The sequence below is a fragment of the Mycobacterium sp. SMC-2 genome, from assembly GCF_025263485.1.
Classification (GTDB): domain Bacteria; phylum Actinomycetota; class Actinomycetes; order Mycobacteriales; family Mycobacteriaceae; genus Mycobacterium.
Map to the genome: position 1 here is coordinate 677,082 of NZ_CP079863.1, position 25,779 is coordinate 702,860.

23 protein-coding genes are annotated in these 25,779 nt (G+C 67.6%); 16 read left to right on the plus strand and 7 right to left on the minus strand.

From position 1 onward, the window contains the following. Window positions 1-65 precede the first annotated feature (65 nt). The 4 genes from KXD96_RS03240 to KXD96_RS03255 are packed head-to-tail and all read right to left on the minus strand — an operon-like array spanning window position 66 to window position 5,323. Window positions 66-707 carry a DJ-1/PfpI family protein gene (locus KXD96_RS03240; protein WP_260742882.1) on the minus strand — a complete coding sequence of 214 codons (642 nt, stop codon included), beginning with the start codon at window positions 705-707 and terminating at the stop codon, window positions 66-68. Further along, window positions 704-2,347, minus strand: a complete 1,644-nt coding sequence (locus KXD96_RS03245) for a glycosyltransferase family 87 protein (protein WP_260742883.1) — start codon at window positions 2,345-2,347, stop codon at window positions 704-706. The genes KXD96_RS03240 and KXD96_RS03245 overlap by 4 nt, the downstream gene beginning before the upstream one ends. Then, on the minus strand, window positions 2,344-4,905 hold the full coding sequence (locus KXD96_RS03250; RefSeq protein WP_260742884.1) for a transglycosylase domain-containing protein: 2,562 nt from the start codon (window positions 4,903-4,905) through the stop codon (window positions 2,344-2,346). Before KXD96_RS03250 ends, KXD96_RS03245 begins: the two co-directional genes overlap by 4 nt. Next, entirely contained in the window at window positions 4,898-5,323 is a 426-nt protein-coding gene (locus tag KXD96_RS03255) for a DUF5318 domain-containing protein (protein WP_260742885.1), read from the minus strand. The genes KXD96_RS03250 and KXD96_RS03255 overlap by 8 nt, the downstream gene beginning before the upstream one ends. A 120-nt stretch (window positions 5,324-5,443) precedes the next feature. Between KXD96_RS03255 and KXD96_RS03260 the strand changes: the two genes are divergently transcribed. The 8 genes from KXD96_RS03260 to KXD96_RS03295 all read left to right on the plus strand — a co-directional run bounded on the left by KXD96_RS03260 (window position 5,444) and on the right by KXD96_RS03295 (window position 13,583). Next, a complete protein-coding gene (locus KXD96_RS03260; RefSeq protein WP_260742886.1) occupies window positions 5,444-6,325 on the plus strand; it encodes a DUF1707 domain-containing protein in 882 nt (293 codons plus the stop codon). Window positions 6,326-6,472: 147 nt separating this feature from the next. Further along, window positions 6,473-7,015 (plus strand): PadR family transcriptional regulator, encoded by a 543-nt coding sequence (locus tag KXD96_RS03265; RefSeq protein WP_055399552.1) that lies wholly within the window; start codon window positions 6,473-6,475, stop codon window positions 7,013-7,015. Window positions 7,016-7,074: 59 nt separating this feature from the next. Next, window positions 7,075-8,181: an inositol-3-phosphate synthase gene (locus KXD96_RS03270; protein WP_260742888.1), complete on the plus strand. Its 1,107-nt coding sequence runs from the start codon at window positions 7,075-7,077 to the stop codon at window positions 8,179-8,181. Between the two features lie 134 nt (window positions 8,182-8,315). Further along, window positions 8,316-9,443, plus strand: a complete 1,128-nt coding sequence (locus KXD96_RS03275; protein WP_260742889.1) for an LLM class flavin-dependent oxidoreductase — start codon at window positions 8,316-8,318, stop codon at window positions 9,441-9,443. After that, complete coding sequence (locus KXD96_RS03280; RefSeq protein ID WP_260742890.1) at window positions 9,440-10,609, plus strand: sulfotransferase; 1,170 nt, start codon at window positions 9,440-9,442, stop codon at window positions 10,607-10,609. Before KXD96_RS03275 ends, KXD96_RS03280 begins: the two co-directional genes overlap by 4 nt. Before the next feature lies 1 nt (window position 10,610). Continuing rightward, window positions 10,611-11,414 carry a sugar phosphate isomerase/epimerase gene (locus tag KXD96_RS03285; RefSeq protein WP_260742891.1) on the plus strand — a complete coding sequence of 268 codons (804 nt, stop codon included), beginning with the start codon at window positions 10,611-10,613 and terminating at the stop codon, window positions 11,412-11,414. 2 nt (window positions 11,415-11,416) lie between these two features. Then, window positions 11,417-12,625 carry a DUF1214 domain-containing protein gene (locus tag KXD96_RS03290; protein ID WP_260745186.1) on the plus strand — a complete coding sequence of 403 codons (1,209 nt, stop codon included), beginning with the start codon at window positions 11,417-11,419 and terminating at the stop codon, window positions 12,623-12,625. 37 nt (window positions 12,626-12,662) lie between these two features. Then, entirely contained in the window at window positions 12,663-13,583 is a 921-nt protein-coding gene (locus KXD96_RS03295; protein ID WP_260742892.1) for an alpha/beta fold hydrolase, read from the plus strand. Window positions 13,584-13,723: 140 nt separating this feature from the next. Here KXD96_RS03295 and KXD96_RS03300 read toward each other — a convergent pair whose 3' ends face one another. After that, window positions 13,724-14,701 (minus strand): NAD-dependent epimerase/dehydratase family protein, encoded by a 978-nt coding sequence (locus KXD96_RS03300; RefSeq protein WP_260742893.1) that lies wholly within the window; start codon window positions 14,699-14,701, stop codon window positions 13,724-13,726. Window positions 14,702-14,952: 251 nt separating this feature from the next. On the opposite strand from KXD96_RS03300, the gene KXD96_RS03305 reads away from it, so the two are divergent. The 6 genes from KXD96_RS03305 (at window position 14,953) to KXD96_RS03330 (ending at window position 20,491) form a co-directional block, all read left to right on the plus strand. Then, window positions 14,953-15,738 carry an LLM class F420-dependent oxidoreductase gene (locus KXD96_RS03305; protein ID WP_260742894.1) on the plus strand — a complete coding sequence of 262 codons (786 nt, stop codon included), beginning with the start codon at window positions 14,953-14,955 and terminating at the stop codon, window positions 15,736-15,738. 108 nt (window positions 15,739-15,846) lie between these two features. Next, the gene (locus tag KXD96_RS03310; RefSeq protein ID WP_260742895.1) at window positions 15,847-16,587 is read left to right on the plus strand and encodes a GntR family transcriptional regulator; all 741 of its coding nucleotides are present in this window, start codon (window positions 15,847-15,849) and stop codon (window positions 16,585-16,587) included. Window positions 16,588-16,637: 50 nt separating this feature from the next. After that, complete coding sequence (locus tag KXD96_RS03315; RefSeq protein WP_260742896.1) at window positions 16,638-18,455, plus strand: ABC transporter substrate-binding protein/permease; 1,818 nt, start codon at window positions 16,638-16,640, stop codon at window positions 18,453-18,455. Further along, complete coding sequence (locus KXD96_RS03320; protein WP_260742897.1) at window positions 18,452-19,201, plus strand: amino acid ABC transporter ATP-binding protein; 750 nt, start codon at window positions 18,452-18,454, stop codon at window positions 19,199-19,201. The genes KXD96_RS03315 and KXD96_RS03320 overlap by 4 nt, the downstream gene beginning before the upstream one ends. A 72-nt stretch (window positions 19,202-19,273) precedes the next feature. Further along, window positions 19,274-19,777, plus strand: coding sequence for a MarR family winged helix-turn-helix transcriptional regulator (locus KXD96_RS03325; protein WP_260742899.1), 504 nt, complete (start codon window positions 19,274-19,276; stop codon window positions 19,775-19,777). Window positions 19,778-19,825: 48 nt separating this feature from the next. After that, a complete protein-coding gene (locus KXD96_RS03330) occupies window positions 19,826-20,491 on the plus strand; it encodes an SDR family oxidoreductase (RefSeq protein WP_260742900.1) in 666 nt (221 codons plus the stop codon). 11 nt (window positions 20,492-20,502) lie between these two features. Here the strand turns inward: KXD96_RS03330 and leuS are convergent, their stop codons facing one another. Beyond that, on the minus strand, window positions 20,503-23,415 hold the full coding sequence (gene leuS / locus KXD96_RS03335) for a leucine--tRNA ligase (protein ID WP_260742902.1): 2,913 nt from the start codon (window positions 23,413-23,415) through the stop codon (window positions 20,503-20,505). A gap of 182 nt (window positions 23,416-23,597) precedes the next feature. On the opposite strand from leuS, the gene KXD96_RS03340 reads away from it, so the two are divergent. Continuing rightward, window positions 23,598-24,734, plus strand: coding sequence for an LpqN/LpqT family lipoprotein (locus KXD96_RS03340; protein ID WP_260742903.1), 1,137 nt, complete (start codon window positions 23,598-23,600; stop codon window positions 24,732-24,734). Between the two features lie 64 nt (window positions 24,735-24,798). Further along, entirely contained in the window at window positions 24,799-25,140 is a 342-nt protein-coding gene (locus KXD96_RS03345; RefSeq protein ID WP_260742904.1) for a hypothetical protein, read from the plus strand. Between the two features lie 30 nt (window positions 25,141-25,170). Here KXD96_RS03345 and KXD96_RS03350 read toward each other — a convergent pair whose 3' ends face one another. Next, on the minus strand, window positions 25,171-25,779 hold the full coding sequence (locus KXD96_RS03350) for a YqgE/AlgH family protein (RefSeq protein WP_260742905.1): 609 nt from the start codon (window positions 25,777-25,779) through the stop codon (window positions 25,171-25,173).

Below are 25,779 nucleotides of genomic sequence, written 5' to 3' on the forward strand. Positions count from 1 at the left end.
GGCAACCGCCCCAGGCTACCGGACGGCGGGGTGATGGGCGAAATCCGCGCTTTTGAGCAACTCTGCTACTGCCGGCCAGCCAAATATTCGGTGGCCCGGGCCACAGTCGCCTGGTCGGCCTTGGCGAGGGAGCCGGAGTCGAACGGCGGCCGCGGGTCGTACTCGATGAGCAGCTGAGCGGCCTGCGCGGCCTGCCGATCGACCAGGAGCTCGACCAGGCGCAGGGCCATGTCGATTCCGCTGGACACTCCGGCGGCGGTGATGATCCGCTGCGGGAGGTGCTCGACGACCCGGTCCGGCACGTAATGGGCGCCCAGCTCGTTGAGCAGCTCGCTGGCCCGCCAGTGTGTCGTGGCGGTGAGCCCGTCGAGCAGGCCCGCGGCGGCCAACAGCAGCGCACCGGTGCACACCGACGTGGTGAACGTCGTCGTCGGGTGCACCGCGTGCAGCCAGTCACGGATGGTGTCGTCATGAATCAGCTGGCGCGTGCCGATCCCGCCCGGAAACACCACCACATCCGGCGAGGTGATTTCGTCGAATCTCGCGTCGCAGCTCAGCCCGAGCATCCCGTTCTCCGTCCGCACCTCACCCCGGCGGTGCCCGACGAACGTCACCTCGACCGACGGGACGCGTTGCAACACTTCGTAGGGCCCCACCGCGTCGAGGGCGGTCACCCGGGGGAACAACGGGATGGCGACGAGCGTCATGGCGACACTCCGGCCGGCACCGCGGACTCGGCTTCACCGCCTGGCGTACGGCGCGGGCCGGCCGGCCGAAGCCGGCCTGCCAGCCACCCGGGCGGGTCGTCGGGCGCGCGGTCGAAGGGCCCGCCCGACGGGTCGTCCACCCGGCCGCCCCAGCGCACCAGGTCCTCGTGGGGCCGGTAGATCTGGCGAATCACCAACGCGCACAGCGTGATGACGGCGATGTCACGCAGCAGCACCGTCGTGGTGAAGAACTGCTCCGGCAGCGAGCGGTTCGGGTTGCCGTACAGGTAGTACATCCGCGGCACCCACACCACCGCGTCGATGGTCATCCACGCCAGCAGGATCCGGCGATGCGGCAGGGCCAGCACCGCCAGCGGGACCAGCCACAGCGAGAACTGCGGGCTCCAGACCTTGTTGGTCAACAGGAAAACCGCCACCACCAGGAACAGCAGCTGCGCGAGCCGCGGGCGCTGCGGAGCGGTCAGCGCCAGGTATGCGATTGCCGCGCAACCGATTACGAACAGCACGGTGACCACCGTGTTCAGCACAGTGGGCGGCTCCCAGAACCCGAGCTTGGGATCGAATCCACGCCAGCCGGTGAACGACTTCACGACGTTGTACACCGAATCCATGTCGTCGCCGCGTCGGGTGTTGAGCCGGAAGAATTCCGACCAGCCTCGCGGAAACAGCACCAACACCGGCAGGTTCACCACCAACCACGTCGCGGCGGCCGTCCCCGCGGTGCGCGCCAGCGCACGAAAGCGCCCCGTCCGAATGGCCAGGACCACCATGGGGCCAAGGAACAACAACGGATACAGCTTGGCGGCGGCGCCCAATCCGATCAGCACACCGGCCAGCACCGGCTTACGCCGCGCCCACGCCAACAGCCCTGCCATGGCGAATCCCGTTGCCAGCGCGTCGAAATTGGTGAATATCTGGAAAATCACCAGCGGTGACGCGGCCACCAGGGCCGCATCCCAGATCCGGCGTCCCGCCAGGCCGGCGGTCGCCCAGATGGCGGCCAGCCAGGCCAGCGCCAGGCCGAACGCGGCGATGTCGAAGAACATCACCACCTCGGCGACGATAGGGAGCGGGGCCAGCTTGCTCAGCGCGGTGTAGGTCTTGGCCAGCGCCATGGACACGTACTGGTACATCCCGGTCAGCACCGGATACTCCATGTAGCGCACCGCCGGCTGGCCGTCGTATCGGGTCTGCGGGGTGCCGCTGGCGTCGGTCTCGATCCAGCTCGACTTGTACGGGAACTTGCCCTGGCTCAACAACTCCGCGCCGTAGAGCGGAACCGTATCGGAGTAACACAACTCGTAGTACGCGCGTTGGTTCTCCCAGTTGGCCACCCGCTGATCGCCCGTCCCGGTGCCGGTGCTCTGCAGGCAGGCCGCCTTGGTGGACCAGCCGAGCGCCAGGAACACCAGGCCGATCAAGAACATCACCCGCAGCGGGGTCATCACCCGGGCGCGGCCGATCAGGGCGTGGCTGCCAACCGGCCCCCCGACCACGTCCGCTAGCGCGGCGCCCAGCGAGTCGGTCCGGCTCGGGCAATCGCGGTTGTCGACGCTGCGCAGATCGCCGGCCAGCGGCCCCGGGGAAGTGGTGGCGCTGCGCTGCTCGGTGTCGGTCACGGCGGCGGTTGCGGCGGGGGAGCTTGCGGACCACCCGGCGGGACGCCCGGCTCGGGGCCCGCAGGGCCGCCAGGCGACGGGGGCGCGTTGGTGATCGTCGTGGGCGGGCCAACCGGGATGGTGATGCCCGGCGCCACCTCGATCGTGGGCTGAATGACGGTCACCGACGGTGCCGGCGGCGGGGGCGGCGGTGCCGGGACACCCGCGTAGCCGCCGATCTCGGTCGGCTTGGGGAACGACTCGTTCGAGGTCCCCTTCAGGGCGCCGTCCATCGTCGACTTCCAGATGTCCGACGGCAGCCCCGAACCGTAAACCGCTGCACCCGAAGCGGTTACCAGCGGCGCGTCACCTTTGGCGGTGCCCACCCACACGGCCGTCGACAGCGACGGCGTGTAACCGACCATCCAGGCGTCCTTGTTGGCGGTGGTGTCACCCAGCTGCGTGGTGCCCGTCTTGGCCGCCGACGGCCTGCCGCCGGCCAAGGCATGGCCGCGCGAATAGCTGGCGATCGGCTCCATGGCGGCGGTGACGTTGTCCGCGACGGCCTTCGGGATCCGTTGCTCACCGTTGTTGTCGGACTTGCTCGCGTCGAACAGCACCTGCCCGTCGGAGTTGACGACCTTCTGCACGAAGTGGGGCCGGTGGTAGAGGCCGGAGGCCGCCAGCGTGGCGTACGCCGATGCCATGTCGATCACCCGGGTCTGGTACTGCCCCAACACAACTCCGTTGTTGGGCGGCCCGCCCTTGCCGTCCTCGGACAGCGTGTGCTCCACACCGGGAAAACTGGTCGCGATGCCGGCCTGGTGCGCGGCATCCGCGACGGCCTGCGGTCCGCCCTTGAGCTTGAGCATCAGCCGGTAGTAGGAGGTGTTCAACGACTGCTTGAGCGCCTGGGCGATGTTGCACGTGCCGCAGCCCTCGCCCTCGACGTTGGTGATCTTGATGCCGTCGACCGTCAGCGGCGAGCTGTCGACCTGGTAGCCCAGACCAATCCCCTGCTCGAGCGCGGCGACCAGGGCGAAAACCTTGAACGACGAACCGGTTTGCAGCCCGGCCTGCGCGAAGTCGAAACCGTTGGCGTCCGCACCGCCGTAGTAGGCCCGTATCGCCCCGTCGCGCGGGTCGATCGACACCACCGCCGACCGCATGTCCGGGTCTTGCCCGTCAAGGTATTTCGACACCGCCTTCTCAGCGGCCTGCTGGGCTTTGGGGTCGATCGTGGTGGTGACCTGCAAGCCCTGGGTGTTCAGCGTCCGCTCGTCGATGTTGAACAGCTCCATCAACTCTTTGGTCACCTGGCGCTCGATCAACCCGTCGGGCCCCGTCGTCTGGTTCTCCGCGCGCGCCTGATCGGGCGGCACGGTCGCTGGGAACTCTTGCGCGGCACGGTCGCTGGGTGAGAGCGCCTTGGTCTCCACCATGCCGTCAAGCACCCAGTTCCACCGGGCCCGCGCACCCTGCGGATCGACGGCCGGGTCCAGCGACGAGGGGCGCCGAATCAGCGCTGCCAGCAGCGCGCCCTCAGAGACGGTGAGCTGCTCGACGGGCTTGTTGAAGTACGCCTTGGCCGCGGCGGAGATGCCGTAGGTGCCCCGGCCGAAGTAGATGATGTTCAGGTAGGCCTGCAGCACATCGTCTTTCGACCACTCCCCCGACATCTTGGTGGCGATCACGAGTTCCTTGGCCTTGCGCATCAGGCCGCTGACGCCGTGCTGAGCCGAACCCACCAGCGCGTTCTTCACGTATTGCTGGGTGATCGTCGACCCGCCCTGCAGGTCCCCGTTGCCGAAGAGGTTGTTGTTCACCGCCCGCGCGAATCCGGTGAAGTCGAACCCCGGGTTGGAATAGAAATTGCGGTCCTCGGCGGCGATGACCGCCTGGCGCACGTGCACCGGTACCTGGCTGATGTTGACGTCGACCCGATTGCCTTCGGGCGGGATGATCTTGGCGATCTCTGATCCGTCGCTGGCCAGGATGGTGGAGACCTGGTTGGTGCGCAGGTCACCCGGCTTGGGGATGTCGACGATGAAATACGCCATGGCGAATGTGACGATCGGCAACACCACCAGCACCGCCGCCGACAAGTAGGCCGCTCGCCGCACCCACAACCAGTTGATCTGCTGGGTCCAGTGGACGTCACCGCGCGGCCGGGGGCCGATGCCGTCGGGACCGCCGGGGCGTCCCCGCGGTCCCGGTGGCGGGGGTGGTCCTTCCGGCGGGCGGCCACCCGCGCTCGGCCGGTCGCGGCGCGGCGGCGTCCGGCTGTCGAGCACGGCCTTGACCTCCTCGAGCGCGTCGCGCTGCAAGGGCGTCGACGGAGGACCGTCCAGCGCGGCCTTGACTTCCTCGATGCTGGGATCGGGCCGGCGGGGCGACCGGTCGTCGGCGACCGGCGGCAGGATCGTGGTCAGCCGGTCATCGGGGGGAACCCCGCGGCGTTGGCCGGGCTCCGGAGGCGCGTTACGCCGGCGCTCGCCGGTTCCATGCTTGTCCACACGCTCAGTCGCCGGCCCATCCGGGTTGCTGGACGACTGGTCGTGGCGTCCGTCGTTATTCAATGGCCGTGCGCGCGCCGTTTGGTGCCGTCCGCGTGCCGCGGGTGCCCTTGGGTGGGCGCGCCGCGCCGAGCACGTACGACTTGACCAAATGATTCCAGCTGCAGGTCCGGCATACCTCCACCACGTGGACGGCGAACTCGTCGAAGCGGGTAGCCAGCAACACCAACTCCTCGGCTGTGCGTGCCGAGCCCGATACCGGACCCAGGTGTTCGCCGAACACCCAAGACACCAGCGTCAGCGGTTCCTTGCGGCAGATCGGGCACACGACCTGGCTCGGCTTCCCGTGAAACTTGGCGGCGCGCAGCAGATAAGGGTTCGCGTCACACACCTCCGACACACCGGTGCGGCCCGAGTACACCTCGGCCAGCAGGGCTCGCCGCCGGAGCGCGTAGTCCACCACTTGTCGCTGCAGTCGCACGCCCACCAGAGTACGTCTCCATCCGGACCGCCGATACGCAACCAAACTGTGGCGGCCCGCGCGGAGTGATCGGCCGGTGCTTGCCGCGCCGAACCGGAGCCGGACTCTACGATCATGCCCGTGGCGAAATGGCTCGGGACATCACTTGGCGGCGGCGCGGCGGCGAGCACGCGCGCCAAAGACATCAACCGGCAGGACGCCTGCAAGATTCTCGACAACGCCCTCAACGACGGCGAACTCTCCATGGAAGAGCATCGAGAACGGGTGAGCGCGGCCACCAAGGCGGTCACCCTCGGTGATTTGCAGGCGCTCGTCACCGACCTGCAGACCGACAGCAGCGCGCTGCAGACCGCCGCCGTCCAGGCGCGGCCCGTGCGGCCGAATCTCCGCGGCTGGGGGCTGCTCGCCGCCGCGTTCGTGGTCTCGGTGCTGCTGGGCATCGGTATCGGGTGGGGCATGTACGGCAACACCCGCTCGCCGCTGGACTTCACCACCGACCCCGGAGCCAAGCCCGACGGGGTCGGCCCCGTGGTGCTGACCCCGCCCACCCAACTGCATTCGGTCGGCGGCCTGACCGGGCTGCTCGAGCAAATGCGCAAGCGGTTCGGCGACACCATGGGGTACCGACTCGTGATTTACCCGACGTACGCGGCGCTCGACCGTTCGGACCCCTCCGATGATCGCCGAGTGCTGGCCTATACCTACCGCGGCGGCTGGGGCGATCCGACCAGTTCGGCCAAGAGCTCCGCCGACGGCCCAGTTCCGGTCGACCTGAGCAAGTTCGACGTCACGGCGACTGTCGGCATCATGCGCGGCGCCCCCCAGACCCTGCACATGAAGGCGTCGGACATCAAAACCGAATACCTGATTATCGAGCCGGCAAAGGACCCGACCACCCCCGACGCCCTGTCGCTGTCCCTGTATGTGTCCAGCGACTACGGTGGTGGCTACATCGCCTTCGCAGGTGACGGCACCGTCAAGCAACTGAGCTTGCCGTCCTAGCCCGCCCGCTCGCGGTGCGATCCGATTCCGCGCACCCTGACCAAATAGCTGCCGAACAGCCGGTGGTGTTGTGGCGAATATATCGGAACGATACGATGACCCGAGGCGTCGAACCGTCGTAACCGACTGTGCAAAGGGGGTGATTCGGTGCTCGAGCTCGCGATCCTGGGCCTCCTCATCGAATCGCCGATGCACGGTTACGAGTTGCGCAAACGGCTGACCGGCCTCCTCGGTGCGTTCCGTGCGTTCTCGTACGGCTCGCTGTACCCGGCCCTGCGGCGGATGCAGGCCGAAGGGTTGATCGCCGAGGATGCCGCGCCGGCCGGGACGCCGGTTCGGCGGGCCCGTCGGGTCTACCAGCTAACCGACGAAGGCCGCCGGCGCTTCGGCGAGCTGGTGGCCGATACCGGCCCGCACAACTACACCGACGACGGCTTCGGGGTGCACCTGGCGTTCTTCAACCGGACTCCGGCGGAGGCACGCATGCGCATCCTGGAAGGTCGCCGCCGTCAGGTCGAGGAGCGGCGGGAAGGCCTGCGTGAAGCCGTCGCGCGAGCCAGTAACTCGTTCGACCGCTATACCCGCCAACTTCACCAACTGGGCCTCGAGTCCAGCGAGCGTGAAGTGAAGTGGCTGAACGAGCTCATTGCGGCGGAGCGGGCGATGCCCGGCCTCTCCGAGCAGACGTAAAACCTTTGCACAAATCCGATCAGCTGAGACACCAGGTTATTGAGTTAGGAGAACGCCCTATGAGTGACCACCAGCCGCCGAAGGCGGAAGAGGCGCAGTCGGAGGTACGAGTCGCCATTGTCGGCGTCGGTAACTGCGCGTCTTCGCTGGTTCAGGGGGTGCAGTACTACCTCGACGCCGACGAGAACAGCACCGTGCCGGGCCTGATGCACGTGAAGTTCGGCCGCTACCACGTGCGCGACGTGAAGTTCGTCGCCGCGTTCGACGTGGACGCCAAGAAGGTCGGGTTCGACCTGTCGGAGGCGATCTTCGCGTCGGAGAACAACACCATCAAGATCGCCGACGTGCCGCCCACCAACGTGACGGTGCAGCGCGGCCCGACGCTCGACGGCATCGGCAAGTACTACGCGGACACCATCGAGGTGTCCGACGCCGAGCCGGTCGACGTGGTCAAGGTCCTCAAGGAGAACAAGGTCGACGTGCTGGTGTCCTACCTGCCCGTGGGCTCGGAAGAGGCCGACAAGTTCTACGCCCAGTGCGCCATCGACGCCGGCGTGGCCTTCGTCAACGCGCTGCCGGTGTTCATCGCCTCGGACCCGGTGTGGGCCAAGAAGTTCGCCGACGCGGGTGTGCCGATCGTGGGCGATGACATCAAGAGCCAGGTCGGCGCCACCATCACCCACCGGGTGATGGCCAAGCTGTTCGAGGACCGCGGCGTGCAGCTGGACCGCACCATGCAGCTCAACGTGGGCGGCAACATGGACTTCCTCAACATGCTCGAGCGCGAGCGGCTGGAATCCAAGAAGATCTCCAAGACGCAGGCCGTCACCTCCAACCTGCAGCGCGAGTTCAAGACCAAGGATGTGCACATCGGCCCGTCCGACCACGTCGGCTGGCTCGACGACCGCAAGTGGGCCTACGTGCGGCTGGAGGGCCGCGCGTTCGGCGACGTGCCGCTGAACCTGGAGTACAAGCTCGAGGTGTGGGATTCGCCGAACTCGGCCGGTGTCATCATCGACGCGGTGCGGGCGGCCAAGATCGCCAAGGACCGCGGCATTGGCGGCCCGGTGATCCCGGCCTCGGCCTACCTGATGAAGAGCCCGCCGAAGCAGCTGCCCGACGACGTCGCGCGCACCCAGCTCGAAGAGTTCATCATCGAGGGCTGAAGCCGCTTTCCTCCTCCGCGGGCGTAACGCCGCGGCGATTTTCGAGTCCGGAGTTCGCCTCGGCGTTACGCTCGCGGCCGTTCGAAGCCGATTCGTCGACACGGCGCTGTGCGGGTGCTTAGCATCATCTCTCGATGAGCGTTCAACCCGCCGCGTTTCTGCGCACGACTCTGCCGCTAGACCTGTCCCGGCTGGCCGAGTTGGACAGCGGCCGGTACCACTCGATCTGGCTGCCCGACCACATGGTCAGCTTCTGGCCCGACTCGATTTGGACCCCGGAGTTCACCGACCTGGCCACGGCGTCCCCGTCGCCGCACCGCCACCTGGACGGCCTTGCGGTGGCCGCCGCGGCCGCCGTCCTGACCGAGAACGTTCCGCTCGTCAGCGCCGTCGTCGACACCGTGCGCCGCCACCCCAGCATGCTGGCCCAGACGGCGCTCACGATCGACCACCTCGCCAAGGGGCGTTTCATCCTGGGCCTGGGCAGCGGCGAGAGCGAGAACACCCTGCCCTACGGCTTCGACTTCTCCCGACCGGTCAGCCGCTTCGAAGAAGCGCTGACGGTGATCCGGCTGCTCTGGGAGAGCGACGGCCCGGTCGATTTCGACGGGCAGTTCTACTCGCTGCGCCATGCCCGGCTGGACACCGAACCCTACGCGGGCCGGCCGCCGCAGATCTGGATCGGCGCCAGCGGCCCGCGGATGCTGGACATCGCCGGCCGGCACGCCGACGGGTGGTGGCCGGCCGGCGCCTGGACGCCGGAGCACTACGCCGAAATGCTGTCCGCGGTGCGGGCATCGGCGGAGCGCGCCGGCCGCGATCCGCTGGCGATCACACCGTGCTTCATCCAGGTCTGCCTGATCGGGGAGGGCGAGGACGCCCTCGCCGAGATCCTGCAAGCACCCCTGGTCAAGGCCTTCCTTCTTCAGGTTTCGGCGGAAACGTTGCGCGGCTTCGGCTTTGAGCATCCCATGGGCGATCGATGGCGCGGATTCCAGGACATCGACCCGACGGTGCTCACCCGCGAGCGCATCCTCGAATTTCTCGACAAAGCGCGACCGGAGATGGTCCTGGCCGCCGTACCGCACGGGACACCGACGGAGGTTGCCAAGATCGTCAAGACATACGTGGATGCCGGACTGCGCGTGCCCAAGATCCTGGATTACGGCGCCATGGCGGGCCTGAGGTACGCCGAGGCTTCGGCGGCCAACGTCCGCGCCGCCGAGGACGAACTGATGCGGCTATGCGGAGGGCCGGCGTGACGACGGGCCTGGACGCAGCCCAGCTGCTCGCGGACGCGGAGGGCGAAACCGGGCTGTGCGACTACGGCGATCCCACGTTGCCGCAACGCTTCGCCGTCGCCGTCGACCACCTGAACGGCCTCGGCATGGACACCAGTGGCAACCGCCAAGCGGCGCAGGTGTGTCGATGGCTGCTGACGTCGCGTCTGGAATTCATCGAAGACCGCAACCGCTACCCGATCGCCGACGAGGTGATCGAGCAGCCGATGTTTGTCACGGGCGAACCCCGTTCCGGGACAACGCTGATGCACGCCCTGATGGCAGTCGATCCGCGGGCGCGGGCGCTGCGCTTCTGGGAAGTGATGTACCCGTCACCGCCGCCGGGTCTGGCCGGTCCCGGCGATGACCGCCGGCAGCGCGCCGACGCCGACTGGCGCGAGATCAACGCCAAGATGCCCAAGTGGCTGCACAGCCACCCCTACAACGACATGCTGGGCGACGGCCTGCCCGAAGACGAGCGCACTTGGGCGTTCGACTTCAGGGTGATGACACCCACCGCCTGGTGGCGCGTGCCGATGCAGTCGCTGGTGGGCGGTTTGGCCACCGATGCCGCGGCGCAATATCGCCTGCACAAGGCCATGCTGCAACAGCTGCAATACGCTCGACCGCGAAAGTATTGGGTGCTCAAGGGGTTTCACGGGTTTCGCCTCAAGGAACTCTTCGACACCTATCCCGACGCACGCATTCTCTGGCTGCACCGCGACCCCGTCCAGGTCGCCGCGTCGCGCACCATGATGATGGCTGACATCGCCGAAGGCATCGTTGGTCCGGTCGACCTGCACGCCGAGGCTAAGAAGCACCTGGAGATGACCCGCGCCAGCATCGCCAATACCATGAGCAATCCCATGGTCGATGATCCGCGGATCCTGCACGTTCGCTACGCGGACTTCATCGCCGACCACATCGGCACCGTGCGGCACTACTACGAGTTCTGCGGTCGCGAGTTGGCGAGCGAAGCCGAATCGGCGATGCGCGCCTACCTGGCAGACAACCGCGGCGACCGCTACGGCAAATTCACCTACTCCACCCAACTGCTGGTCGACATCGGCGAAGACCTCGACGCGCTGCACGCGGAGTTCCGGCCGTTCCGGGAGCGCTTCGGCGTCGCGATCGAAAACCGGGCATGACGTGACGGGCCCACACCAGCGTCTGTCCGTGCACAACGTCACCTTTTATGGCGAGTCGCTGGCCGAACTGGAAGCGCGTTGGGCGGCGCTCGGCGTCTCCCGGCTGAGCATCCTGGACAGCCAGTTGCTCGAACCGCACTTTCCAATGCTGTTGCACGGCAACGGCTACGCCGTGGAGGCGGTCTACCACCTGTTCGCCGGCGGCGCACTGTCCAGCGACCCGCACACCGCCCGCGCCGCCTTGTCCGCGGTGATCGACGCCGCGGCCGCCGTCGGCGTGCGCACCGTCTACCTGCTCACCGGTGGGCGTGGGGACCTCACCTGGGGACAGGCCGCCGAACGATTCTGCGAGATGGTTGGCCCCTGTGTAATGCACGCGCGGACGACCGGGGTGGCGCTGGCCATCGAGAATGCTTCCGTCCTGTACGCCGACATCCATATCGCCCACACATTGCGAGACACCGTGACGCTGGCCGAGATGGGCGACCTGAGCGTCTGCATCGACGTGTTTCACTGTTGGGCCGAAGGCGATTTCGAGGCGATGGTGCAGCGTGCGCTACCGCGGACGGCGCTCATCCAATTGAGCGACTACGTGCTCGGTGACCGGGCGCTGCCGGGCAGGGCGGTGCCCGGCGACGGCGCGATTCCGATCGAGGCGTTCGTCGCCCAAGCGCTCGCCGCCGGCTACGCGCACGGTTTCGACCTGGAACTGATCGGTCCCCGGATCGACCGCGAGGGGCGCCTGGAATCCGCGCGGCGCGCATGTCAGGTCGTCGGTGCGATGCTCGACAGGCTGGGTACGTGACTATGGCTTTCGGTGACGGTCCCGACGACGCCGCACTGCAGGCGGCCTGGTCCGAATTCTGCGCGCGGCTGCAGCAGGCGGGTGAGCAAGCCTTCAAGCGGGCCAACCCGGCATCCGGCGCGCATCGAGTCGATGCGTACCGGTTTCTCACCCAAAACCTGGGACAGGCCTTCGATCTGGCGCTCGAAACCCACGACACCCGCTACCCGGTGCTGCACACCTTCTGCGGCCCGACCCGCAAGCTGGGCGGCGACTGCGCCGACTTCACCTACCAGCAGGCGTGGATCGACGGTCAGTCGACCTATCGGCTCACCGGCACCCGGGGCACCGCGCCGTTTTTCAACGTCACCGTGCAAGGGCCCCTCACACCGGGTCCGGGCGTGCTGCACGAACCCTTCGGCGACACGCCGGAAGCCAATCTGCTCGGCCATCAGCTCCACATCGGCGAAGACGGGCAATTCGAGCTCTACATCGGCGGACCCGAGCGCGGGCCGAACTGGCTGCCCACCACCGCCGGGTCACGCAAGCTGTTCATCCGCCAAGGGTTCGACCGCTGGGACGAGCGGCCCGCGCAGCTTCGCATCGAGCGGATCGACATGGACTCCCCCAAGCCGTTGCCAACGCCGGGCCAGATGGTCCAGGCGATGCGCTGGGCCGGAGATTTCGTCACCGGCCTGATGGCCGACTGGCCCGAGTTTCCCTTCACCTACGGCGGCGTCGACGCCAACCGCCCCAACGCCTTCCCCCAGGTCGGTACGACGGACGCCGACAACAAGCGCGGCCGGGCCGCCGCCAACATGTATTGGGAACTCGCGCACGACGAGGCACTGATCGTCGAATTCGCTGCCCACGACGGGCTGTGGATGTTGACGAACATGGGTGTCTTCTTCAACAGCATGGATTACCTGTACCGGCCGGTGAGTTACACGCCCAGCCGCACGAAGACCGACGCGGACGGCCGCGTTCGTTTCGTCATGGCTCATCGCGATCCGGGCGTGCACAACTGGCTTGACACCCAGGGCTTCCGGTGCGGCAACCTGACGTACCGGCACATGCTCAAGGGCGAGCCCGCGGTCCTGCACACCCGGGTCGTCAGGCATGACGACGTGCTGGCCGCCCTGCCGGCAGACACCGCCATGGTGAGCCCCGCGGAACGCACCGCCGCGATGTGGGAGCGCTTCCACGGCATTCGCCGTCGTTACATCCTCTAGAGCGGCGGTGGCGACCCGGCGCTAGTGTCTGTAGATCGTGGCCGAAATCTCCGAAGACGAACTTGAGGGTCTGTCCGAGTTCTCGCTGCTGTCCGAGAACGCCGAGCAGGCCGGCGTCACCGGTCCGCTGCCCGACGTGCGGCGCGTCGAGGCGGGCGCGGGTGAGGGCAAGATCAGCGCGCTGCGCTGGGGCGGCAGTCCCCCGCGGATCGTTTTCCTGCACGGCGGCGGGCAGAACGCACACACCTGGGACACCGTCGTCGTCGGCCTCGGCGAGCCCGCACTGGCCGTCGACCTTCCAGGGCACGGCCATTCGGGATGGCGCGAGGACGGCGACTACTCGCCGCAGCTGAATGCCGACGCCCTGGTGCCGGCGCTGCGCGAGCACGCGCCCACCGCCGATCTCGTCGTGGGCATGTCGCTGGGCGGGTTGACCGCGATACGGCTGGCCGCCGTGGCGCCCGACCTCGTCAGCGAACTCGTCCTGATCGACGTCACCCCCTCGGCGCTGCAACGGCACTCGGAGATGACCAAGGAACAGCAGGGCACGGTGGCGCTGATGCACGGGGAGCGCGAATTCCCCAGCTTCGGGGCCATGCTGGACCTGACGATCGCCGCGGCGCCGCACCGCGAGGTCAAGGCGCTGCGCCGCGGCGTGTTTCACAACTCGCGCCGGCTGGACAACGGCAACTGGACCTGGCGCTACGACGCCATCCGCAAGTTCCCCGACTTCGACGTCCTATGGGACGACGTGGACAGGCTGTCCGCACCTATCACCCTCATCCGCGGTGGCAAATCGGGATTCGTCAGTGACGAAGACGCGGCCGAATTAAGCCGTCGTACAAGGCATTTCCGCACCGCCCACGTCGTCGAGAATGCCGGGCATTCGGTTCAGAGCGACCAGCCGCTCGCCCTGATCGACCTGCTGCGCGGCGTGCTCGACGCGCGCACTGGATGACCCCCGACGCTGGCCGCGATAGCGCAGCCGGGCGGCCCCGCGACAGGTCCAGCGACGAGCGGGTGCTGTTGCGTGACACGTGGGCTGGGACGCCGGCGCCCGCGCGTCGTGGGCGATAGCGGTGGGTGCCGCGCTATTGATCACCACGGCCCCGCTCGCAATGACTCGACGATGGCCGCCACGGGAGACCGCCAGCTGATGCCCAACTCCCGCAACGTCTTGCTGTCGTCGGTCGGTACGGCAGCGGTGAGCAGCAGCGCCGCTTCGTAGCCGAGCCCGTCACCCAGCGGAACATAGTGGCCGAGAACATCGGCGAGGCGGCCCATAGCGCGGAATACGCTCGGCGACATCGGGATGCGCCGCACCCGTCGCCCCAGCCCCTCTTCCAGCGCATCGATCATGGCGTTGAAGGCAATCATTTGGCCCCCGCAAACGTATCGGCGTGGGCCACGGCCGGGCTCCATGATCCGCACATGCACATCGGCGACGTCGCGCACGTCGATCATCTGCATACCGCCGTTCAGCTTGGGAGCCACCCTCCAACGCACGATCGGCGCCCAGCCACGCTCGGTGACGCCGGGTGGCGTACCGAACGGCGATCCAACGACACTCGATGGAAAGGTCACCACGATCGGCGCCCCAGCCTCCTGCAGCCGCCGCGCGACACGGTCCGCGTATCCCTTGGTCTTGGCATACGCGCTGCGGCCCGGCGCCGTCGGCGAGTCGGGCGAAATGACACCGTCCGGTGGCGGGAACAGCGCGCTGTAGCTACTCACCAGCACGACCGGGTCGAGCCCGATATCGACTGCGCGGGCCATAATCGACTCGGCCGCAAAGGCGTTGATGTCCCACATCGCCTGCGCGCGGCGTTCGTCGGTACCGACGACTCCGGCGGCATGCACCACCGCCTCGACGCCGCCGAGCAGTTCGCTAATGGTGGCCGCGGCCCGCACGTCGCCGACCACCACAGTCAGGGGACCAAGCGTTCGCAACCGCTCTACCACGGTTGCCGGATCGTCCGGCGCCACCAAAAGCCGTACCTGATGGCCGCTTTGAAGCAGCGCGCGCACCATATGCGCGCCGAGGTAGCCGGTTCCGCCGGTCACGGCGATGCGCATGGCCTACCCCTCCGTTTGAGTCCGATCACCCGGCTGGGTGACCTATTACGGTGCCGATGGTATCGAAACTGGGACTTGCGCCGACACGGCTGGGGCCCTGACCCCGAGTTCACCGCTCGCTGTCACGAGAACCTCTGGTGGTCAGCAGGTTTCACCGCGGCGCGGCCACCGAAGGTGGCGTGTAGCCACTGGAATCAGCTCGGTACGGGCTCGCGGTCGCGTGCTCGACGCGGTGCGCTTACGGTGGTCGTATGAAACCTGACTTCCCCATCCGCATCGGTGTGCAATTGCAGCCTCAGCACGCGCCGCAGTACGGCCAAATCCGTGACGCCGTGCGCCGGTGTGAGGACGTCGGCGTCGACATCGCCTTCAATTGGGACCACTTCTTCCCCCTCTACGGCGACCCCGACGGCGCGCACTTCGAATGCTGGACCATGCTCGGGGCGTGGGCCGAACAGACATCGCGCATCCAGATCGGCGCGCTGGTCACGTGTAACTCCTACCGGAACCCCGAACTGCTGGCCGACATGGCGCGCACCGTCGACCACATCTCTGCCGGCCGGCTCGTGTTGGGGATCGGCTCGGGCTGGAAGCAGAAGGACTACGACGAGTACGGCTACGAATTCGGCACCGCGGGAAGCCGCCTCGATGACCTCGCCGGCGCGCTCCCCCGGATCACGGCGCGGCTGGCCAAGCTCAATCCGCCGCCGACGCGCGATATCCCGATCCTGATCGGCGGAGGCGGTGAGCGCAAGACGCTGCGACTGGTCGCCGAGTACGCCGACATGTGGCACAGCTTTACCTCCGCCGACGAATTCCCGGCGAAGTCCGAAGTCCTGGCGCGGCACTGCGCCGACGTCAGTCGGGACCCGGCGAGCATCGAACGCTCGGCCGCCGTGCCGGACCGCGGCGGGCTGGTCGACAACGCCAAGAGGCTCGTCGGCCTCGGCGTGACGCTGCTGACGGTGGCCTGCGACGGTCCGGATTACGACCTGGGTGCCGCGGAAGCGCTGTGCCGGTGGCGCGATAGTCGTTAGCGCCGTTCGCCTCAAATTCGTCGGTCAAACACCGGAAAATACCAGCCCACTCGTGAGAAACTTTTCGGGCTAGATAGGCGCCGGGGTTTGAAAGAGACTCAACGACGAATGCCGAAGAAATACGGGGTCAAGGAAAAAGACCTGGTTGTTTCGCACATCCTTAACCTCTTGCTGACGGGGAAGTTGCGCACCGGAGACCGCGTCGATCGCAACGAGATCGCGCTGGGGCTCGGGCTAAGCCGAGTCCCCATTCAAGAGGCGTTGGTGCAACTCGAACACGACGGCATTGTCTCCACCCGCTATCACCGTGGGGCGTTCGTCGAGCGATTCGACGAAGCCACCGTCCTCGAGCATCACGAGCTCGAGGGACTGCTCAACGGCATCCCGTCCGCTCGCGCGGCCACCAGTCCCACCCCGCGCATCCTGGGGCAACTCGACGCCCTGATGCGATCGCTGCGCACCGCCAAGGACGCGCGGGCCTTTTGCGACATCGCCGCCGAGTACCGGCGAACCATCAACGACGAATACGCCGGACCCCGGTTGCATGCCACGATTCGCGCCTCGCAGAACCTCATCCCCCGAATGTTCTGGCTGATTTACCACGGCAGCCGCGAAGAGATGCTGCCGTTCTACGAAGACGAGACCGCTGCGATCCACCGGCGCGATCCGGAGGCCGCCCGCGCCGCGTGCGTCGGCCGCTCCTACCTGATGGCGCAGACCATGCTGGCCGAACTTGCCCGGCGCAGGGTGTTCACCGCGCCCGACGACGCGCATCCGGACATGTCGCAACCGCTCGAAGCGCTCGCCGACGCCGGATCCGTGGGCGTCGAGCCGTCGCTGGCGTTCTAGAGCCGACGCTCACCCGGCGACGCCGCCCGCCGATCGTTACGGTGGCAGGGATGAATGCGCGCGCGGACCGGCACACCGGGCGCCGTGGACGGCTGTTCGGACTGGCCGCAACCACGGTGTTGGTGTGCGGCATGGCATTAGGTGGTCTGGCCACGCCGGCGACTGCCGACTGGAATCAATGCGCCCCGGCCGGCCTGGACAGCGCAAGGGCCTTGCCCAAAGACCTGACCGAGAGCCAACCCACGCCGCAGGAAGACCGGGAGACGACGAATTCCGTCGAACCGCTCACCTCGGTCGACGTCGGCGCGCTTGGCCTCGGCACCCCGGGCGTGCTGACGGTGGGCACGCTGTCGGACGCCCCGCCCAACATCTGCATCAGCCCCACCGGCGAATTCAGCGGCTTCGACAACTTGCTGCTGCGCGCCATCGCCGACAAGCTGCGGCTGCGGCTGCGCTTCGTCAGCACGGACTTCTCCGCGCTGCTCGCCCAAGTGGCGTCCCGCCGCTTCGACGTCGGCTCGGCGTCGGTGAAGGCGACCGACCAGCGTCGCCGCACCGTCGCGTTCACCAACGGCTACGACTTCGGCTTCTACTCCCTCGTGGTCCCGCCCGGCTCACCGATCCACAACTTCAGCGAGCTGGCCGCCGGCCAGCGCATCGGCGTGGTCCAGGGCACCGTCGAGGAGTCCTACGTCGTCGACACCCTGCATCTGCAGCCGGTGAAGTACCCCGGCTTCGCCACCTTGTACGCCAGCCTCAAGACCCGCCAGATCGACGCGTGGGTGGCGCCGGGAACCCTCGCCTCGACCGTCATCCGGCCGGGCGATCCGGCGGTGACCGTCGCGAACACTTTCAGCGCAGGCAATTTCGTCGCCTATGCCGTCGCCAAGGAGAACAAGCCGCTGATCGATGCGCTGAATTCCGGGCTGGATGCCGTGATCGCCGACGGAACCTGGGCCAAGCTGTACTGCCAATGGGTGCCGCGCACGCTGCCGCCCGGCTGGAAACCCGGGTCGAAAGCCGCGCCCGCCCCCACGCTGCCCGACTTCGCCGCGATCGCCGCGAGCCAGCACCGCACCGCAACGGGTCCGGCGGCGCCCAAATCGACCCTGGCCCAGTTGCGCGATTCGTTCTTCGACTGGGAGATGTACCGACGAGCCATTCCGGTTCTGTTCACCACGGGGCTGCCGAACACGTTGATCCTGACCAACAGCGCCATCGTGATCGGCCTGGCGCTGGGGATGGTGCTGGCCATGGCGGGCATCTCGCACCGGCGCTGGCTGCGCTGGCCGGCGCGGGTATACACCGATATCTTCCGGGGCCTGCCCGAAGTGGTGATCATCCTGCTCATCGGAATGGGCATCGGGCCGCTGGTCGGCGGGCTGACCAACAAGAATCCCTACCCCCTGGGAATTGCCGCGCTGGGATTGATGGCCGCCGCCTACATCGGTGAAATCCTGCGCTCCGGAATACAAAGCGTGGACCCCGGGCAGTTGGAGGCCTCCCGCGCGCTGGGATTCAGCTATACGAGCGCGATGCGGCTGGTGGTGGTGCCGCAGGGAATACGGCGCGTGCTGCCCGCACTGGTCAATCAATTCATCGGGTTGTTGAAGGCCTCCGCGTTGGTGTACTTCCTGGGCCTGATCGCCGATCAGCGGGAGCTTTTTCAGGTGGGCCGGGATTTGAATGCCCAGACCGGCAGCCTGTCGCCGTTGGTGGCCGCCGGCCTCTTCTACCTGATATTGACCATTCCATTGACGCATTTGGTGAACTACATCGACGCGCGCCTGCGCCGCGGCCGGGGCGCCCCCGAGCCGGACGACACTTCCGACTTGCTCACGACGACGTTCGGCCAGGAGATCACATGAGCGCCGCCAGGGCGGAACGTGCACCAGTGTCGCTGGCGGCCAAGAACATTCACCAAACCCTCGGCGGGAACAGGGTACTGCGCGGGGTCGATTTCGAGGCCCCCGCCGGCAGCACCGTCGCCGTCATCGGGCCGTCCGGCTCGGGTAAGTCAACGCTGCTGCGCACCTTGAACCGGCTGTACGAACCCGATAGCGGCGACATCCTGCTGGACGGCCGGTCCGTGCTGCGTGACGATCCCAACGAACTCCGCCAGCGCATCGGGATGGTGTTTCAGCACTTCAACCTCTTTCCCCACCTGAGCGTGCTGAAAAACGTTGCGATGGCGCCGCGCAAATTGCGGCGCCTGCCCGCCGACAGAGCTCGCGAATTGGCGCTGGCCCAACTGGAGCGAGTTGGCCTCAAGCACAAGGCGGATGCCCGGCCCGGCATGCTCTCCGGCGGCCAGCAACAGCGGGTGGCCATCGCCCGCGCGCTGGCCATGGCCCCACAAGTGATGTTCTTCGACGAGGCGACATCTGCGCTCGATCCCGAAATGGTGAAAGGGATCCTGCAACTCATCGCCGACCTCGGCGCCGAGGGCATGACGATGATCGTGGTCACCCACGAAATGGGCTTCGCCCGCTCGGCATCCGACGCCGTTGTCTTCATGGATCGCGGCAAGGTCGTGGAATCCGGGCCGCCGGAGCAGATTTTCGAAGCCGCACAGACGGAGCGGCTACAGCGTTTCTTGTCCCAAGTACTTTGACGGCGCCATTGCCACTAATTAGTAGGCGTAGCTAGCTTGTACCCGCCTGATATAGCGTTAGACTCCCCGTTTATGGCGGACAGCGAATCCACCGCAGCCGACGTGACCGAGCTTGCGGAAGGTTTGCACCGTGCGCTGTCCAAATTGTTTTCGATTCTGCGGCGCGGGGACCCGAGCGGTGTGGCCGCGGGAGAACTGACATTGGCGCAGCTGTCGATCCTCGTCACTCTGCTGGATCAGGGACCGATTCGGATGACCGACCTGGCGGCCCACGAACGAGTGCGGACTCCCACCACCACCGTGGCGATCCGACGGCTGGAGAAGCTGGGGCTGGTGAAACGCTCGCGTGACCCGTCCGACCTGCGGGCGGTGCTGGTCGATATCACCCCCCGCGGGCGTGCCGTTCATGGCGAGTCCCTGGCCAACCGGCGCGCCTCCCTGGCCGCGATGCTCAGTCAGCTTCCCGCGTCCGACCTCAACACCCTGATGCAGGCGCTGGCGCCGCTGGAGCGGCTGGCCTCGGGCGAACCGTCAGCCCACCCCGCGGGTGACCCACCGGTCCGCAAAGAGGCGTGAAAGTACCTGCCATTCAACGAGTTTGGCGGCGCACGTAGACTGCCTTACATGCCCACTGCACTCATCACCGGCGCCGGCGGCGGTATCGGTTCAGCGATCGCCACGGCGCTGGCGCCCACCCACACCCTGCTGCTGGCCGGTCGGCCGTCTGACCGGCTCGACGCGGTGGCGGCGCGGCTCGGCTCGACGACGTTCCCGCTGGACCTGACCGATTCCGGGGACATCGAGGCCGCCTGCGAGATCGTCGACGAACTCGACGTGCTGGTGCACAACGCCGGGGTATCCATCCCCGGCCATGTCGCGGAGTCCGCCGTCGAGGAGTGGCGCGCCACCTTCGCCGTCAATGTGTTTGGACCGGTGGAACTCACACTGGCGCTGCTGCCGGCGCTGCGGCGTGCCCGTGGCCAGGTGGTCTTCATCAACTCCGGTGCGGGGCGCAACGTTTCGCCCGGCATGGCCTCCTACTCCGCCAGCAAGTTCGCGTTGCGCGCCTTCGCCGACTCGCTGCGCGCCGACGAACCGGAGCTGCGGGTGACCACCATGTACCCCGGCCGCACCGATAGCCAGATGCAGCGCGAACTCGTCGCGTTCGAGGGCGGCACGTACGACCCCGCCAAGTTCCTCAGGCCCGAAACCGTCGCGGCCGCGGTGGCCAACGTCGTGGCGACACCGCCGGACGGCCACGTCCACGAGGTGGTGCTGCGGCCCCGGTGACCCCGGTATCGCTAGACGACCAGGTTGACCAGCCGGCCCGGGACGACGATCACCTTGCGCGGGTTGGCGCCAGCCAAGAAAGCCCGGACCTTCTCATCGGACAATGCCGCGGCCTTCAACGTGTCCTGGTCGGCGTCGGCGGCCACCACCACTCGCCCACGCACCTTGCCGTTGACCTGGACCGGGTATTCGACGCTGTCCTCGACCAGGTAGGCCGGGTCGGCTTGCGGGAACGGGCCGTGCGCCAGCGAAGTGGTGTGGCCCAGCCGCAGCCATAGCTCCTCGGCCATGTGCGGGGCCAGCGGCGCCAACATCAGCACCAGCGGCTCGACCGCCGCCCGCGGCACCGCGTCGCGGTGCTCTTTGGTGAGGTGGTTGGTGTACTCGATAAGCTTGGCCGCCGCGGTGTTGTTCCGTAGTGCCGCATAGTCTTCCGAGACTCCCGCGATGGTGCGGTGCAGCGCGCGCAGGGTGTCGGTATCGAGTTCTTGTTCGTCAGCCACGTCGAGCACCCGTGTCGCGCCGGTCTGCTCGTCGACCACCAGCCGCCACACACGCTGCAGGAAGCGGTGCGCCCCGACGACGTCCTTGGTGGCCCACGGCCGGGAGGCCTCCAGCGGGCCCATCGACATCTCGTACACGCGCAGCGTGTCCGCGCCGTATTCGTCGCAGATCTCGTCGGGTGATATCGAATTCTTCAGGCTCTTACCGATTTTGCCGAATTCCTGGAAGACCTCGATCTCACCGCCGGTGCCCGGATAGAAGAAGCGGCCGCCGCGCTCGACCACCTCGTCTGCCGGGACGTAAGAGCCGCGCGAGTCGGTGTAGGCGAAGGCTTGGATGTAGCCCTGGTTGATCAGTCGGCGGTACGGCTCCTTGGAGCTGACGTGGCCGAGGTCATACAGGACCTTGTGCCAGAACCGCGCGTAGAGCAGGTGGAGCACCGCGTGTTCGGCGCCTCCGACGTACAGGTCGACGCCGCCGGGATCCTGCGGTCCGTGCTCCGCGGGCCTCGGACCCATCCAGTACGCCTCATTCTCCTTGGCGCACAACCGTTCCGAGTTGTGTGGATCGGTGTAGCGCAGTTCGTACCATGAGCTGCCGGCCCACTGCGGCATCACGTTGGTGTCGCGGGTGTAGGGCTGCAGGCCGTCGCCGATGTCCAGTTCGACGTGCACCCACTCGGTCGCCTTGGCCAGTGGTGGCGACGGCTCGCTGTCGGCGTCGTCGGGGTCGAACAGCACGGGCGAATAGTCGGGCACGTCGGGCAGCTCGACCGGCAGCGCGGCCTCGTCGAGCGCGTGTGCGCGTCCGTCGCTGTCGTAGACGATCGGGAAGGGCTCACCCCAGTAGCGCTGCCGGGCGAAAAGCCAGTCCCGCAGCTTGAATTCGATCCGTGCCCAGCCGCGTCCCTCCGCCTCCAGGCGTGCGGTGATCGCTTCCTTCGCCGCCGCCACGTCCATCCCGTCGAGGTAGCCGGAGTTGACCAGCACGCCGTCGCCCGGGTATGCGGCTTCCGAAATGTCGCCCCCGGCAATAACTTCCACTATCGGCAGGCCGAGCTCGTGGGCGAAGTCCCAGTCGCGCTGGTCATGGCCGGGCACCGCCATGATCGCGCCGGTGCCGTACCCGGCCAATACGTAGTCGGCGATGAAAATCGGCACCGGCTTCCCGTTGGCGGGGTTGGTCGCGTAGCTGCCCAGGAAGACACCGGTCTTCTCCCTGCTTTCCTGGCGCTCGAGGTCCGATTTCGCCGCGATCGCCTGCCGGTAGCCGGCGACGGCCTCCCCCGGCGTGGCGGCCCCGTAGGTCCACCGCGCGTCGGTGCCGTCCGGCCAGCTGGGCACGGCCAACTCGTCGACCAGGTCGTGCTCGGGAGCCAGCACCAGGTAGGTGGCGCCGAACATGGTGTCGGGCCGGGTGGTGAATACCTCGATGTCGACCGTCTCGCCACTGGTGTTGCTCGCCGAAAACAGGGCCCTGGTTCCCGTGGAGCGGCCAATCCAGTTGCGCTGCATGGTTTTGACCGCTTCGGGCCAATCCAGCAGTTCCAGGTCGTCGAGAAGCCGGTCGGCATAGGCGGTGATCCGCATCATCCACTGCCGCAGGCGTTTCCGGAAAACCGGGAAGTTGCCGCGGTCGCTGCGTCCGTCGGCGGTGACCTCTTCGTTGGCCAGCACCGTGCCGAGCCCGGGACACCAGTTCACCATCGAGTCGGCGCGGTAGACCAGTCGATGACTGTCGATGACATCGGCCCGCTCCCCCGCCGACAACGTGATCCAGTCCCGTCCGTCATCGAGACGCCGCGCGCCGGAGTCGAATTCAGCGATCAGCTCGGCGATCGGGCGGGCCTTCCGGGCGGCGGTGTCGAACCAGGCGTTGTAGATCTGCAGGAAGATCCACTGCGTCCACTTGTAGAACTCGACGTCGGTGGTCGAGAAGCTGCGCCGGCTGTCGTGGCCAAGACCCAGCCGGCCCAGCTGACGCCGGAAATTCACCACGTTCGCCTCGGTCCGGGTGCGCGGATGCGTGCCGGTTTGAACGGCGTATTGCTCGGCGGGCAGACCGAAGGAGTCGAAACCCAACGCGTGCAGGACGTTATGTCCGGTCATCCGGAAGTAGCGGGCGTACACGTCGGTGGCGATATAGCCCAGCGGGTGGCCGACGTGCAGCCCCTCCCCCGAGGGATAGGGAAACATGTCCTGCACGAACAACTTGTCAGCGGGGACCGGGGTGCCATCCGTCGGGGCCAACGAACCGACCGGGTTGGGCACGTTGAAGGTGCCGAGCTTCGCCCAGTTCTCCTGCCAGGTGGCTTCGATACGGCCCGCCAGCGCCGCGGTGTAGCGATACGCCGGCGCGTCGGAGTCCGTCTGAACGGCACCCGAGTTGCTCTCGGCGGCGGTGGTCGGGGATTCGGTCACCTGAACAGGGTATAAGGACCGCCTCGGCCCCACCGCCGGCCACAGGATGGTCTCGGTTCCGTTGCGCACCGATCAGAGCTTCATCCCATCTCGATTTCGAGCCTGTTCACGGCCTTTGACCTGTAGTTACAGTCGGCCTCTAACAGCCTGGCAATGCGCCATTGGAGGAAGGACCGACGCAGATGATTGAGATCCTCCCCACCCACCGTGCGCTCCTCGGGGGTATGGTCGCCGGTCTTATCAGCATGGCGGTCGTCACGGGCGCCAACGCATCGGCCGATCCAGTGCTTCCCTCTCCGTCACCCGCTCCCGCCATCCCGGCGCCGCAGAACGTCGCCGCCGTGCCCGGGCAGGCGCCCGCCAACCGGTTCCTCGCGGCGCCGCCGGCGTCGAATCCCGTCGCGGCGCCGACGACCCCCGGTTCGCTCGCCCCGGCAGCGGCCGCGCCCGCCGCACCGGCGGCCCCCGCCATCACTCCCGCCGCCTCCGGGACGATTCGTGAATACCTGCAGTCCAAGGGCGTCAGCCTCGAGCCGCAAAAACCACAGACCCTCAAGGCGCTCGACATCACCTTGCCGATGCCGCCCCGCTGGACCCAGGTACCCGACCCCAACGTCCCGGACGCGTTCGCGGTGATCGCCGACCGGCAAGGCAGCAGCATCTACACCTCGAATGCCCAGGTGGTGGTGTACAAGCTGGTCGGCAACTTCGACCCCCGAGAGGCCATCAGCCACGGCTACGTCGACAGCCAGAAACTGCTGGCCTGGCAGCCCACCAACGCCTCGATGGCCGATTTCGGCGGCTTCCCGTCGTCGATCGTCGAAGGCACGTACCGCGACGGTGACATGACGCTGAACACCTCGCGGCGCCACGTCATCGCCACCTCCGGGCAGGACAAGTACCTGGTGTCGCTCTCGGTGACCACCGATCGTGCCGTGGCCGTGGCCGACGCACCCGCCACCGACGCCATCGTCAACGGCTTCCGCGTGACCGTTCCCGGGGCCCCGGTCCCGGCACCGGCCCCGCCCCGCGCTACCTCGCCGGTCGGGCTGGCCCCGGCGCCCGTCGCACACGCACCGGTGCCGGTCGCACAGGCACCGGTGCCGCAAGTTCCCGCCGCAGGTCCCGTTCCGCAGGTTCCGGCCGCGGCTCCGGTCGCGCAGGCCCCCGCCGTGGCTCCGCTCCGGCAGACCTCGGCGATGGCTCCGGCGGGCGTCCCGGTGCAGGCGCCCATGCCCGGCCGCCAGCCCATGCCGAACCTATTGACCCTCGTTCCCGGCCTGCCCCCACTCCCCAATTTCTCGTTCCTGCAGCACTGAACGATTCGGCGGCGCCCCCGGAGCCCACTGAGCGCGCCCGCGCCCGGGCTCGTATTGTGAGGCCATGCTGATTGCGGGGGTGCTGTGCATGTGTGCGGCGGTGGCTTCGGCCGGCTTCGGAAGTTGGGCGCTGGCGCGCACCCGGACCGCCGATCCCACCGCGCTGGCGCTGCGGTCATTGGCTCCGGCGCAACTGGCGGCGGCGATCATGCTGGCCGCCGGCGGAGTGGTGGCGCTGGCAGCCTCGCCGCACACCGCGCTGGTGGTGTTGATCGTCTGCGTCGCCGGTGCCTTCGGAACGCTGGCCGCCGGGTCATGGCAGAGCGCGCGTTTCGCGCTGCAGCAAGAAGCGGCGGCACCAAGCTGCGCGGGGACCTGCGCCGGCTGCACGCAGTCCTGCCACTGAAATTTCGCGGACGGCCCCGGACGCGGGGGCCTAGTTGCGGCTGAGGTCGATCGGATGCGTCGCCAGCAGCGACAGCGGCAGCGGCTGGCGGCGCAGCACCTGCCCCCACAGGTCCGATCTCGACCCCGCGAGAACGTCGGATGGCAACGCGGACAACACGATCCAGTCGTCGCGTTCGATTTCGCCTTCCAGCTGACCGATGGTCCATCCGGAGTAGCCCGCGAAGATTCGCACCCCCTCCACGAAGGGCGCGATCGTGTCCGGGTCGGCGTCGAGGTCGACCATCACCACCCGGCCGTCCACGTGCCGCAGGCCGGCCACGCCCTGCGGATCGGCACCCACCCGCAACGCCGCCAGGCATAGGGCCGCGTCCCGCTTCACCGGGCCGCCGATGAACATCGTCTTCGGCTTGGCCGCCAGTTTGGTCCACTGCGGTAGCACGTTGTACACCGCGGTCTCGCTGGCACGGTTGAGGACGACGCCCAGGGTTCCGCCGTCGTTGTGCTCGACGATGTAGATCACGCTGCGCCGGAAAGTCGGCTCGAAAAGATCGGTGTTGGCAAGCAGCAATGTGCCCGCGCGCACTCGCTGCGCGGCCGGCGCGACATAGTCCTCTGGATCCTCGGGCGGCGGCACCAC